This is a genomic window from Providencia sp. PROV073 (assembly GCF_033688125.1).
Lineage (GTDB): Bacteria > Pseudomonadota > Gammaproteobacteria > Enterobacterales > Enterobacteriaceae > Providencia > Providencia hangzhouensis.
Genome location: NZ_CP096353.1, coordinates 3,656,041 through 3,669,459, shown reverse-complemented (window position 1 = coordinate 3,669,459; position 13,419 = coordinate 3,656,041). Strand labels below are relative to the sequence as shown.

At 42.8% G+C, this 13,419-nt stretch carries 13 protein-coding genes; 4 read left to right on the top strand and 9 right to left on the bottom strand.

The genetic code is table 11. The features are described from left to right. Positions 1-453: 453 nt before the first annotated feature. Complete coding sequence (locus tag M1F17_RS16790; protein ID WP_094961487.1) at positions 454-2,010, top strand: methyl-accepting chemotaxis protein; 1,557 nt, start codon at positions 454-456, stop codon at positions 2,008-2,010. Positions 2,011-2,088: 78 nt separating this feature from the next. On the opposite strand, the gene fis is transcribed toward M1F17_RS16790, so the two are convergent. The 9 genes from fis to M1F17_RS16745 all read right to left on the bottom strand — a co-directional run bounded on the left by fis (position 2,089) and on the right by M1F17_RS16745 (position 10,172). Continuing rightward, a complete protein-coding gene (fis, locus tag M1F17_RS16785; protein WP_004258438.1) occupies positions 2,089-2,385 on the bottom strand; it encodes a DNA-binding transcriptional regulator Fis in 297 nt (98 codons plus the stop codon). A 7-nt stretch (positions 2,386-2,392) separates the two neighbouring features. After that, positions 2,393-3,376, bottom strand: a complete 984-nt coding sequence (dusB, locus tag M1F17_RS16780) for a tRNA dihydrouridine synthase DusB (RefSeq protein ID WP_004258432.1) — start codon at positions 3,374-3,376, stop codon at positions 2,393-2,395. Positions 3,377-3,693: 317 nt separating this feature from the next. After that, positions 3,694-4,578 carry a 50S ribosomal protein L11 methyltransferase gene (prmA, locus tag M1F17_RS16775; protein ID WP_318837436.1) on the bottom strand — a complete coding sequence of 295 codons (885 nt, stop codon included), beginning with the start codon at positions 4,576-4,578 and terminating at the stop codon, positions 3,694-3,696. 198 nt (positions 4,579-4,776) lie between these two features. Next, positions 4,777-6,237, bottom strand: a complete 1,461-nt coding sequence (panF, locus tag M1F17_RS16770) for a sodium/pantothenate symporter (protein WP_112307585.1) — start codon at positions 6,235-6,237, stop codon at positions 4,777-4,779. Continuing rightward, positions 6,227-6,469 (bottom strand): DUF997 family protein, encoded by a 243-nt coding sequence (locus M1F17_RS16765; protein WP_004258419.1) that lies wholly within the window; start codon positions 6,467-6,469, stop codon positions 6,227-6,229. Before M1F17_RS16765 ends, panF begins: the two co-directional genes overlap by 11 nt. A 174-nt stretch (positions 6,470-6,643) precedes the next feature. After that, the gene (gene accC, locus M1F17_RS16760) at positions 6,644-7,990 is read right to left on the bottom strand and encodes an acetyl-CoA carboxylase biotin carboxylase subunit (RefSeq protein WP_004258411.1); all 1,347 of its coding nucleotides are present in this window, start codon (positions 7,988-7,990) and stop codon (positions 6,644-6,646) included. A gap of 12 nt (positions 7,991-8,002) precedes the next feature. Then, entirely contained in the window at positions 8,003-8,473 is a 471-nt protein-coding gene (gene accB / locus M1F17_RS16755; protein WP_004258405.1) for an acetyl-CoA carboxylase biotin carboxyl carrier protein, read from the bottom strand. An 18-nt stretch (positions 8,474-8,491) separates the two neighbouring features. Beyond that, entirely contained in the window at positions 8,492-8,956 is a 465-nt protein-coding gene (gene aroQ / locus M1F17_RS16750; protein ID WP_004258402.1) for a type II 3-dehydroquinate dehydratase, read from the bottom strand. 235 nt (positions 8,957-9,191) lie between these two features. Beyond that, positions 9,192-10,172: an oxidoreductase gene (locus M1F17_RS16745; RefSeq protein WP_110591209.1), complete on the bottom strand. Its 981-nt coding sequence runs from the start codon at positions 10,170-10,172 to the stop codon at positions 9,192-9,194. A 603-nt stretch (positions 10,173-10,775) separates the two neighbouring features. Here M1F17_RS16745 and M1F17_RS16740 point away from each other — a divergent pair. The 3 genes from M1F17_RS16740 (at position 10,776) to mreD (ending at position 13,405) form a co-directional block, all read left to right on the top strand. Beyond that, complete coding sequence (locus M1F17_RS16740) at positions 10,776-11,819, top strand: rod shape-determining protein (protein WP_004908213.1); 1,044 nt, start codon at positions 10,776-10,778, stop codon at positions 11,817-11,819. 84 nt (positions 11,820-11,903) lie between these two features. Then, a complete protein-coding gene (mreC, locus tag M1F17_RS16735) occupies positions 11,904-12,872 on the top strand; it encodes a rod shape-determining protein MreC (protein ID WP_004258388.1) in 969 nt (322 codons plus the stop codon). A gap of 44 nt (positions 12,873-12,916) precedes the next feature. Next, the gene (mreD, locus tag M1F17_RS16730; protein ID WP_318837075.1) at positions 12,917-13,405 is read left to right on the top strand and encodes a rod shape-determining protein MreD; all 489 of its coding nucleotides are present in this window, start codon (positions 12,917-12,919) and stop codon (positions 13,403-13,405) included. Positions 13,406-13,419: the final 14 nt, after the last annotated feature.

Here is a 13,419-nt window from a genome sequence, read left to right as displayed (position 1 = left end):
AAATGTTTTTCATTGGAGTAGGCTTGCCCTTTGTAATGATAATGCAAATGATAATCAATCTTATTATATTATTATTGATTTCAAGATCAATTAATTTAAAACAATTTATAATATGGCTAATTATTTGATTTAAGTGGAAATAAATTGTTGACTTAGGCGGTATATCTTACTGAGTGGATAGTAACTTTTACGCTAGGTTAGGTGTGAAAATAGAGATAGGGGGACATTTACTCAGGTTGGATGCTCTCATTTAGCGATCTACTTCAAATTACTCAAATTAATTTCAAATTTTTAATTTTCTCTGATTCCCAAAATCAAATAGTAACCCTCTTGAAATGTAAGTATTTTTACCTATATCGAGTGCTGGTTAATCAAATCTAGGGATTAAAATATTTTTCTATAGCGCCGATAAAGTTAAATATTGTCAGATTATCCCACCAAAAGAGAAATTCTATGCAGAAACTTCGAAATTACTCAATTCGCACTGTGGTCTTCGTATTATTAAGTATTTTGTGTCTGATCTTGGGGGGAACGAATGTATACAGTGGTTGGTCATTATCACGTATTGCTGATGGAAATGATATTGATAGGCAATTGGTGCAACAAATGACCGTCCTTAGTCAAGGAAATGATCAGTATTTTCGTTTTGTCACACGACTAACTAGAGTCATGGAAAGTAAAAGCCAAGGGAAAGATGTGGATTATGCCCCTGTAAAAGAAGCGATGTCCAATATGGGGAAATATTTAGAGCAAATGAAGTCGATTTCTCCTGGACCGATGGATCCTGAAGTATCAGATTTGGTGATCAATAATTGGCAATCACTGCTAGATGATGGCGTCACGCCTCAACTCGCATTGAGTATGGACAACGATTCGGACAAATATTTAGCGCATGCCCATAATGTAACACCTGCATTAAGCCGAGCTTTTGGCGCTTCAATTCAGCAATTTAATCAGACGGCTGATGAATTGATCAGCCATACTCGGCAGAATGTCGATAGCGTGATAGATATTACACAAGTGGTCATGATCGTCACTGCAATATTAGGGATCTTCATGCTCATTTTTACGGATCGCTATATGGCAGAGATGATGCAAAAACCATTAGGGCTACTGAGGCAACATTTTACTCAAATTGCGAAAGGGGATTTAAGCCATCCTGTACAGCCGTTCGGAAATAGCTGTGTAGGAAAATTATTTCCAATACTTGAAGGGATGAGAAAAGATTTAAGTGAATCGGTCAATACAATCCGACAAGGAAGTGAAAATATTTATCTGGGGGCAAGTGAGATTTCAAACGGTAATAGCGATCTTTCATCTCGAACAGAAGAGCAGGCCGCCGCTTTAGAAGAGACGGCTGCGAGTATGGAGGAAATTACCGCTGCAGTTCAACTGAATATGGAAAACACACACCAAGCTAATCAATTAGTAGGCGAAGCGTTCGTGGTCGCTAATAAAGGGAATAGCATTGTTGATTCTGTTGTCGTGACCATGACTGAAATCTCCCAAAGCTCACAAAAAATAGCAGATATTATCAACATGATTAACGATATTAGTTTTCAAACGAATATCTTAGCGCTCAATGCGTCTATCGAAGCGGCTCGTGCTGGTGTGCATGGACGCGGTTTTATGGTAGTCGCTGCGGAAGTGCGCAAGTTAGCGAGCCACAGTGCGGAAGCCGCGATGGAAATTGAACGACTAATTGCCGATTCAGGAGCTTGCGTTCAGAAAGGAACGGGTTTGGTGAATGAAATGGGAAAAACGATGGAGAATATCTTACAGGGAATTAATGAGGTAACAGCAATTATGGAGCAAATCACCGTGGCTTCAGAAGAGCAGAGCAAAGGAATAGCCCAAGTTGGAGTCGCGATTACACAGATGGACGGCGTTACACAGCAAAATGCCTCTTTAGTTGAACAAGTGGCAACTGCAGCTAGTTCATTAGCGGGGCAAACGCAAGAATTACAACAAGCGGTTCAGCAGTTCAATTTATCCATACAAACGGTCTAGCACATTATTTTTGCAAATAAAAAGCCCTCACTGCATCACAGTGAGGGCTCACAAAAACACTGCATTAACCGACTAGGATTAGTTCATGCCGTATTTTTTCAGTTTCTTACGCAGAGTGCCGCGGTTGATACCCATCATCAGGGCTGCACGGGTCTGGTTTCCACGGGTATATTGCATAACCATGTCCAACAAAGGCTGTTCTACTTCAGCCAATACCAGCTCATATAAATCATTAACATCTTGATTATTTAATTGAGCAAAATAGTTCTTCAGTGCTTGCTTAACTGAGTCACGTAACGGTTTTTGAGTTACTTGATCTTGTGAATTTACAGTAGCAACGGTTAGTACGTCAGAATTTACGCGTTGTTCGAACATAGTTCTGTCAGCTCTTATCTTTATTTACGCAAAAATTTTCAAAAAATGCTTCCAACACCTCCAGCTGTTCGCTGGCATCCTCAATGGTGTTGAATGAGCGCCGAAACTGGTCATCAGGTGCATGTTCTTTTAAGTACCAAGAAACATGTTTGCGCGCTATACGGGCTCCTTTGCCTTGACCGTAAAAGTCGTGCAATTCCTGTACATGCGCTAGCATAATACGCTTTACCTCTGCCATTGGCATTGGTGGCAATATTTCACCTGTGTCCAGATAATGCTGGATTTCCCGGAAGATCCAGGGTCTTCCCTGAGCCGCTCTGCCTACCATCAAGGCATCCGCCCCTGTGTAGTCTAAAACAGCTCTGGCTTTTAGCGGGTCAGTAATGTCGCCATTGGCAATAACCGGAATGGTAACAGTCTGCTTAACTGCCCGAATATTGTCATATTCAGCTTCCCCATTAAACAGACAGGCTCTAGTTCTGCCATGAATAGTGAGAGCTTGAATGCCGCAATCTTCGGCCAATTTGGCAATCTCTATGCAGTTTCGCTCTTCAGGTGACCAGCCTGTGCGGATCTTAAGGGTGACAGGCACATCCACTGCTTTGACGACACCTTCAAGAATCGATTTAACGATGTCTGGATAGCGTAGTAGTGCAGAGCCTGCAAGCTTACGATTCACTTTTTTAGCTGGACAGCCCATGTTGATATCGATGATTTGAGCGCCACTCTCAACGTTGATTTGAGCCGCGGCAGCCATTTCATCGGGATCATTGCCAGCTATTTGCACGGAACGAACCCCAAGTTCATCGCGATGAACCATTCTGAGTCTAGATTTGTCGGTCTTCCAAACTTGAGGATTAGAAGAAAGCATCTCTGATACTGTCATCCCAGCACCCATGTCATAACAGAGCGACCTAAACGGTTTATCTGTAATGCCTGCCATGGGGGCAGCAATAAGACAGTTTCTCAACTGATATTGTCCGATTCGCATAACTAAATGGGGGCCATACTGTGACTGCAAGGGCGCGTATATTACGCATTTTTTACGAGATATGAAAGGACAAACTTTGAGCAAACGGTTATTTATCACTAATTTTTTTATCTTGCATCTTTGCAATTATAAAATTAGTTATATTTAACAAATAGTTAAGTAGGTATTATAACGATTTATTAAAATAACTGTTGTGCTGTTCAAATCTCGTGCAGAACAGATTATCGCCAGCTATTGAGCAATATTTGAGCTATAAGATAATCTATTCTGGCGTTGTTTTCAAAGAAATTATTCTCTAATTTTAATAAAAAAACTCATTAAAAATGCTTGACACCCGTAATCCTGCACCATTCTTCTTTTTCAGCAACAGGGTCGATTTCAAAAGTTGAACGATAAGCGTCAGCCACTCCTTCTGCTTGAGTGGCGAGCACGCCAGAAAGACCTAATAACCCACCTGGGCGGGGTAGCACGCTAATCATCGGGGCGAGCTCACGCAATGGGCCAGCAAGGATGTTAGCAACCACGACATCAGCTTGTAAGTCATTAGGCTGGTCTTTTGGTAGGTATAGAGATAAACGCTCTGAAACACCGTTACGTTGCGCATTATCGCGGCTTGCAGTGATAGCTTGAGGGTCGATGTCGATCCCGATCGCATGAGCGGCACCTAATTTTAATGCGGCGATCGCTAAAATCCCAGATCCGCAACCAAAATCGATCACAGTTTTACCTTCTAGATCAAGGCCATCTAACCATTGGAGGCACAATGAGGTGGTTGGATGCGTGCCAGTACCAAAAGCGAGGCCAGGATCTAACATTACGTTGACTGCCGTTGGATCGGGCACATCGCGCCAACTTGGGCAGATCCACAAGCGTTCCCCAAAGCGCATCGGATGAAAGTTATCCATCCATTCTCTTTCCCAATCTTTGTCTTCTAATTGTTCGATTTTATGGATAAAACCTGGACTCAATATCGGACTATTTTCTAGTTGAGCGACGACAAGTTTCATGTCGGTTTCTGCGTCATATAGACCAATAACATCGGTGTCACCCCAAAGACGCGTTTCCCCCGGAAGCGGCTCAAAAACAGGAGTATCGTGACTGTCTTGAAAGGTGACAGACACAGCACCGCTTTCGATTAACTCATCGCCAAGGGCTTCGGCATCTTTTGCGGTTGAGTTTATTTTGATTTGTATCCAAGGCATTGTTTTTTCTCTTCTAAAATGTTCGTCATTCTTCACGCCATGGCGTTGTTGGCTGCGCTCACTAACCCTAGTCACATATTGGTGTATGCTCCTAGGGATTAGCTCGTTTGCCGCCTATCTATGACGCGAATTATCTAGAGCATTGCATTTGTTCATTTACATTAGGTAACGCCAAATTCACCTATCAGTAGATAGGAATCAGTGAGTGCTAGTTACCTGTTCGTTTGCTGGTGATTGTACTGGATTTCTGCCAAAAAGATTACCTAGAAGGAAGGCAACAAGGCTAAAAACCAGTGAGGGAACGATGGCATGGAAACCCATGATCTCAATTTTAAAGCTAGCCAGTATGGCATAACTGACGCCTCCGATGACCATACCACTGATAGCACCTGTTCCATTGGCTTTTTCCCAGTAGAGCCCGAGGACTAATGGCCACAAGAAAACAGCTTCTAAACCACCAAAAGCCAGTAAATTCAGCCAGATAATCATCTGAGGCGGGTTCCATGCTGCAACTAAAAGCAATGCACCTAAGACCAAAGTGGAAAAGCTAGAGATCCGTGCAAGACGCTTTTCATTTTTGATTTGTGTTGGCATGGTATTCAGATAGATATCTTTTACGATGGTTGCCGAGGACTGTAGTAGTTGTGCGTTGATCGTTGACATAATTGCGGCCATCGGTGCCGCTAAGAAAATTCCCGCTGCAAATGGTGGTAGAACTTGTACCATCAAAGTAGGGATCACTTGGTCTGGGATTGTGAGGTCAGGTAAAATTGCACGACCGAGAGCTCCCGCAAAGTGCATACCAAACATCAGTATCGCCATGACGATGGTTCCCAAAATAATACCTCGATGAACTGCTTTACTGTCTTTATATGAAATACAACGTACCGCAGTATGAGGTAAACCAATCACCCCAAAACAGACTAAAACCCAAAACGAAGCTAAAAATGGCCCGCTTAAAATGTCATCTGCACCTTCAGGCGAAACCAATTTTGGGTCTATGGTATGCATTTTTTCTATGGCTGCGGGTAAACCACCTGCATGGTAAATAATTGCAACCAGCAGGATCACCGTACCTAAAAGCATCACTAGGCCTTGCAGTGCGTCATTCAGGACGCTGGCTCTAAACCCACCAATTGCGGTATAGAGTGCGATAGATACCCCAAAAATTATTAACCCGTAAGTATATGGAATACCTGCTGCTGTTTCTAATAAGCGCGCACCACCAATAAATTGCACTGTCATCGCGCCAAAAAAGGCAATGAGTAGGCTAACACTGGCAAACCACACTAAAAACCGACTTTGGTAGCGTGCATACAGCATATCGTTGAGTGTAACGGCATTATAGCGACGCGCCAAAATAGCAAATTTTTTACCTAGCACGCCGAGGGAAAGCCAAATCGCGGGGAGTTGGATCATCGCCAATAGCACCCAACCTAGGCCATATTTATAGGCAGCTCCCGGCCCTCCAATAAAAGAACTCGCACTGATATAGGTTGCTGTGATGGTCATCGCAAGGACAAACCCGCCCATTGAACGATTACCTAAAAAGTATTCATTTAAAAACTCGCCTTTTGTTCGTTTTTTATATGCATAAATGGATAGCAAAAAGACGAGAGCTAGGTAGCCGACGAGAGGCAGGAGAACTTCAATCTGCATCATTCTCCTCCAAAGAGATGTCTTTAAAAATCAGTTTAACCATCATAATGCAGAGCAAAATAAAAATGATGGGTAAGATGAGACAAGACCATTCAAACCACAGTGGTAGCCCTGTAATTCCAAGCGTGTTGTCCGGTAGGTAGGCACTAATAACCCAGCCGACCAGATAGGCGATAGTCAAATAAAATGACCAGCGCGCTTCTTTATTTGATTGAAGAAAACGTTTATCCACCCGTTATTCCCCTTCATTCCCATAAAAATAATCAGCAATTGTACGATAATCTGTGGACTGAGTGTGAAAAATACCAGAAGAAAAGTGCACTAAAGCGTATTTAACACAAAAAAATACCGTAACGCAGGGCGTTACGGTATCGATTGACGATAAGTTAAACAGGTTATCGCTGACTTATTCAGCAATACCCAGTTTTTTCTCTAAATAGTGGATATTAGTTCCACCTTTTTGGAAGTTTTCATCGTTCATAATCATTTGGTGCAATTCAATATTGGTTTTAATACCATCGACGATTAATTCGTTTAACGCATTTTTCATACGAGAAATAGCGATTTCACGAGTTTCACCATAGGTAATTAATTTACCAATCATTGAGTCATAATACGGAGGTACAGTGTAGCCTGCGTAAATATGAGATTCCCAACGTACGCCAAAACCACCAGGTGAGTGGAAACGGGTGATTTTACCCGGGCTTGGGATGAAAGTATTCGGGTCTTCTGCGTTGATACGGCACTCAACAGCATGGCCATGCACCACGATATCTTCTTGCTTCACAGATAATGGTAACCCAGAGGCAACACGCAGTTGCTCTTTAATTAAGTCTACACCAGTGATCATTTCAGTTACTGGGTGTTCAACTTGAATACGGGTATTCATTTCAATGAAGTAGAACTCACCGTTTTCGAATAAAAATTCGAAGGTACCTGCACCGCGATAACCGATTTCAATACATGCATTAGCACAGCGCTCACCGATATTACGGCGAATTTCAGGCGTAATACCCGGTGCTGGTGCTTCTTCAACCACTTTTTGGTGGCGACGTTGCATTGAACAGTCACGCTCAGCCAAGTAAACCGCATGGCCTTGGCCATCAGCCATGACTTGAATTTCAATATGACGTGGGTTTTCAAGGAATTTTTCCATGTAAACCATATCATTATTAAAAGCGGATTTCGCTTCAGCACGTGTCAGGTTGATCGAAGATTCTAAATCTTTCTCATTGCGTACGACACGCATACCACGACCACCACCACCACCAGATGCTTTGATGATGACAGGGAAGCCGATACGTTTTGCGATGGCTTTATTTTTTTCAGTGTCGTTCCCTAATGGGCCATCAGAACCCGGAACACAAGGTACACCGGCTTTTTTCATCGCGTTAATTGCAGAAACTTTATCACCCATTAGGCGGATGGTTTCAGCTTTTGGACCGATAAAAACAAAACCAGAGTTTTCAACTTGTTCTGCAAAATCTGCGTTTTCAGCCAAGAAACCATATCCTGGGTGAATCGCTTGCGCACCTGAAATTTCCGCTGCGGAGATAATCGCAGGGATATTTAAGTAACTTTTCGCTGATGCTGCTGGGCCGATACAAATTGTTTCATCAGCCAGTAACACGTGTTTTAGATCGCTATCTGCCGTAGAGTGAACCGCTACTGTTTTGATGCCGAGTTCTTTACAGGCACGCAAAATACGTAATGCGATTTCTCCGCGGTTAGCAATAACAATTTTTTCCAGCATGGAAACGCCTCGTTATTCGATGACAACTAATGGCTCGTCAAATTCTACTGCATCACCGTTTTGCAACAGAATGGCTTTAACAACGCCTGCTTTATCTGCTTCGATTTGGTTCATCATTTTCATCGCTTCAACGATGCAAAGTGGGTCACCAACGCTGACCGTTTGACCAATCTCAACGAATGGTTTCGCTTCTGGGCTTGGCGCGCGGTAGAAAGTACCGACCATTGGTGAGCGAACCTGGTGACCAGCAACCGCAGCAGGTGCAGCTGGCGCTACCATAGCTTCAGATGGTGCAACCGCATTAGCCAAAGCAGGTTGTTGTGCAACCGGTGCTGAGTAATATTGTTGAGGTGCAGCCATAACCTGGGAAGCAGGTGAAACGCGGCTGATACGTACTGACTCTTCACCTTCAGAAATTTCCAGTTCAGAAATGCCAGACTCTTCGACCAGCTCGATCAGCTTTTTAATTTTACGAATATCCATGGATATGATTCCGTACTCTTATATTTGGATTGAATTAATTAGGCGCAGACGGTTAACCGCTGCCTGTAAAGCAAAACTATAACCATCAGCACCTAGACCACAAATTACACCGATTGCTTTATCGGAGAAATAAGAATGTTGGCGAAATGATTCCCTAGCGTGCACATTAGACAAGTGGATCTCGATAAACGGGATACTCACCGCGAGTAATGCATCACGTAGTGCAACACTGGTATGTGTGAATGCAGCCGGATTGATGAGAATAAAATCAACATCATGACGTGCAGCATGAATTTTATCGATTAGTTCAAATTCTGCGTTTGACTGAAAATGACTCAATTTTACCCCTAACTGGCTAGCCTCTGACTCCAGCTTGGATACGATATCGGCAAGAGTTTGGTTGCCGTATTTATCGGGTTCCCGTGTACCTAGCAGGTTTAGGTTTGGCCCATTCAAGAGTAAAATGTGAATATCTTCTGCCATTATGCTGCTAACTCCGACGATATTATCAATAGCCCGACAACATAACGCGATGCTAAGCGTTTGTCATCTTTTATCATAAAAATAAATGGATTTTCTACTGACAAGGTTCGTCATTATAATTATTTCGTGACATATAGCAGCAAAATACTGGTCTTATCAGAGAAAATACCCGAATTTATTTTAGAAAATGTGCGGTAATCCCTATTTAGGCGAAAGTACCGCAATAAATTGGTGACTAACCTCGCAGGTTGACTAGCGTACGCCCAGTCACTTCATTTTTTAAGAGTTTTTTTGCATATTCGACAGAATCTTCTAATTTAATCTCATTGCTGACTTGCTCATAGAAAGACGGAGGTAGAAGTTCCGCGAGTCGTTGCCATACTTTAGGGCGATTTGCGGCAGGGTAGTAAACCGAATCTACACCTTGTAGGCGGACATTACGTAAAATAAATGGCATGACACTGGTTGGTAAGTCGAAGCCACCCGCTAAGCCGCAGGCGGCAACAGTCCCATTATAGTGTGTTTGCGCAAGAAGATTAGCGAGTAATTCACCACCTACTGTATCAATCGCACCCGCCCACAACTGTTTGTCTAATGGTTTAGCAGGATGAGTGAAATCACTACGAGGTAATACTCTCTTGGCACCTAAACTTTGCAGGTAGCTGCTGTTTTCTTCACGACCTGAAATCGCGACAACCTCATAACCTAATAAAGAGAGTAATTGCACGGCAGTACTACCTACACCACCGCTTGCACCACTTACGATGACTTCGCCTTTATCAGGAGTTACACCAGCTTCTTCTAGGGCATTTACGCAGAGCATTGCTGTAAAGCCGGCGGTGCCAATAACCATCGCTTGTTTTAAGGACAAATTTTCTGGAAGAGGGGTTAAATACTTTGCGGGGACTCTTGCTTGAGAGGCTAACCCGCCCCAATGCGTTTCACCCACCCCCCATCCAGTCAGTAGTACATGTTGGCCAACTTGGAAACGAGGGTCTTCACTGTGGTGGATCACACCTGAAAAATCGATACCGGGTACCATCGGGTATTGGCGAACAACGCCCGCTTTTCCACAAATAGCTAATGCATCTTTATAATTAAGTGTAGACCAATAAATATCGACTATAATATCTCCGGCTGGAAGCATTTCTGTAGTTAATGGTTGAATGCCAGAGACGATTTTTTCGTCAGTTTGTTGTAGGACGAGAGCTTTCATCTTTCACTCCTATATAATGATTAAATATGTATTTTGAAAATGACTAAAATTTGAGTGTATTTCATTGACGTAGTAACAGTATTTAAGCTATTAATATTGTAATTAATTTGTAAAAATTTATTTTTTTCTGGCATAAATAGGCTTTTATCATGCAAAATATCGCATCTTGACGGATTCATTTTGCATATTGACATAAATTTGCCGCGTTTCTGGTAGATAATAGAGCGAACACTCAGCGAATTCACCCAATTTGTATTGGAAATAGCCAGTGTGTAGCAATAATAAAAAGAACTAAATAATATTTGAACTTGTTGCCATAATAGCTTGTCACACTGGGAAGAAAAGGATGGAGTATATAACAGCCAAAGAATAGGTGTTTTTTTGTGTGATTTTATCCTGTAGGTAAATAATACAATTAATATCTGTTTTTGGGGTTTTTATCTGCTTCGTTTAGATAAGAAGCATGTACAGTACGGTACGTGAAAAATAGATGAATTAACCATATTTTAGAAGCAGCTCATTAACGCCTTGAGACCGCTTCAAGTGGTTGGTAGAGTAGACGGGTTTAAATTCGTCCCCAGCTTGCAGGATAACTCTTTCGTTATGTTTAAAAAATTTCGTGGCATGTTTTCTAATGACTTGTCTATTGACTTGGGTACGGCCAATACCCTTATTTATGTCAAAGGACAAGGCGTAAAATTAAATGAACCCTCTGTAGTTGCTATTCGTCAAGACCGCTCTGGATCGCCAAAAAGCGTTGCTGCTGTCGGTGGTGAAGCGAAGCAGATGCTGGGACGTACACCAGGTAATATTTCGGCAATCAGGCCAATGAAAGACGGTGTTATCGCCGACTTTTTCCTGACTGAAAAAATGTTGCAACACTTCATCAAACAAGTTCATAGCAACAGTTTTTTACGCCCAAGTCCGCGAGTCCTTGTTTGTGTCCCTGTTGGTGCAACACAAGTTGAACGTAAAGCCATTCGTGAGTCAGCGTTAAGTGCGGGCGCACGGGAAGTCTTCTTAATTGAAGAACCTATGGCCGCAGCAATTGGTGCCGGGTTACCTGTATCAGAAGCAACAGGCTCAATGGTTGTTGATATTGGTGGTGGTACTACAGAAGTCGCTGTTATTTCGTTAAATGGCGTTGTTTACTCTTCATCTGTACGCATTGGTGGTGACCGTTTCGATGAGTCCATCATTAACTATGTACGTCGTAACTATGGCTCACTGATAGGTGAAGCGACAGCAGAACGCATCAAGCATGGAATTGGCTCTGCATTCCCAACAGATGAAGTTTACGAGATTGAAGTTCGCGGCCGTAACCTTGCGGAAGGTGTGCCACGCGGATTTAAGATGAACTCCAATGAAATTTTAGAAGCATTGCAAGAACCGCTTACAGGAATTGTCAGCGCAGTCATGCTAGCACTTGAACAGTGTCCTCCTGAATTGGCCTCAGATATCTCAGAGCGCGGTATGGTCTTAACCGGTGGTGGCGCGCTTCTTCGTAATTTAGATCGCTTATTGATGGAAGAAACTGGTATCCCAGTTATCGTTGCTGAAGATCCTCTAACTTGTGTCGCTCGTGGTGGCGGTAAAGCGTTAGAAATGATTGATATGCACGGTGGCGACCTGTTTAGCGAAGACTAAATGGCCTTTTAGAAACAGTTGGGGCTGTCCCCAACTGTTTTGACTATTTTTTGTTCCTCTGACATTAGTGAAACTTAGCCACACATGAAGCCAATTTTTAGGCGAGGTCCATCCCTACAGCTACGCATTTTTATTGCGGTAATCATTGCACTTGTACTGGTGGTGATTGACCATCGCTTTGAGCCTTTCAATAAAGTCCGTAACTACTTAGACACGGCGGTTAGCCCATTCTATTTTTTAGCCAATGGCCCACGTCAATTTCTAGATAATATCTCCGAAAGCTTCTCTTCAAGAGAACAATTGCAATTCGAAAATAAAGCCTTACGCCAAGAGCTATTACTGAAAAAAGCGGACAACTTGCTTTTAGAACAACTTAAGCAGGAAAATGCGCGGTTAAGGGAGTTACTTGGTTCGCCACTTCGTCAAGATGAACACATGATGGTCACGCAAGTTATTTCAGGCGCGAATACGCCATATCGTGACCAAGTGGTTATAGACAAGGGCAGCAATGAAGGCGTTTATGAAGGGCAGCCCGTTATTAGTGATAAAGGCGTAGTTGGTCAAGTGGTTGGGGTTAGTAACTTTAATAGCCGTGTTTTGTTAATTTGCGACACTACCCATGCACTGCCAGTACAAGTATTACGTAATGATGTCCGTGTTATTGCTGCAGGCTCTGGATGTGCTGATGATATCCAATTAGAACCGTTGCCTGAAAATACCGATATTCGTGTTGGTGATGTCCTTGTCACGTCAGGGTTAGGAGGGCGTTTCCCCGAAGGTTATCCTGTAGGGGTGGTCTCTGCCGTAAAACACGACACACAACGTGCTTATACTATTATCAGCGCGAAGCCGAGTGCCGAATTGCAGCGTTTACGCTACCTTCTGCTACTATGGGGAAATGATAGCGACCCTAAAACGCCACTACAGCCTTCGGAAGTTTATCGTGCAGCAAATGAACGATTAATGAAAGTATTGCCGCAAGTGTTACCTAATCCGAATGAAATTCAGGGGCCTCCATTGCCACCATCAATGGCTCCGACGTCACAACCATAAGTAGAGGAAACACAGTATGGTTATGGGCAAGAGAGTAAATTAGCATGGATGAGTATCGCGGAAATGGCCGTGCCATCATTTGGTTATCGTTTTTTATTGCGTTGATTTTACAAGTCATGCCTTGGCCGGAACAACTCAGTTTTTACCGGCCATCATGGCTTCTGTTGATTCTCACTTATTGGGTGATGGCATTACCACACCGAGTGAGTGTTGGTACGAGTTTTATTTTAGGGATTATCGTAGATTCCATTCAGGGCTCTGCACTGGGAGTGCATGCTCTTTCTTTTAGCATTATTTGCTATCTCGTCTCTTATAAACACCAATTGTTGCGTAATATGGCGTTGTGGCAGCAAGCTCTGGTGATTATGTTACTCACTATCATTCAAGATCTTGCTGTTTTTTGGGCTGAATATCTATCATCACAAGTATTATTCCACCCGCAAGTATTTTGGAATAGCTTAGTGAATGGTATTCTATGGCCATGGCTATTTTTGCTTTTACGTAAAATACGTCGGCAATTTTCAGTATGTTAGGGTGTTAGTTGTCG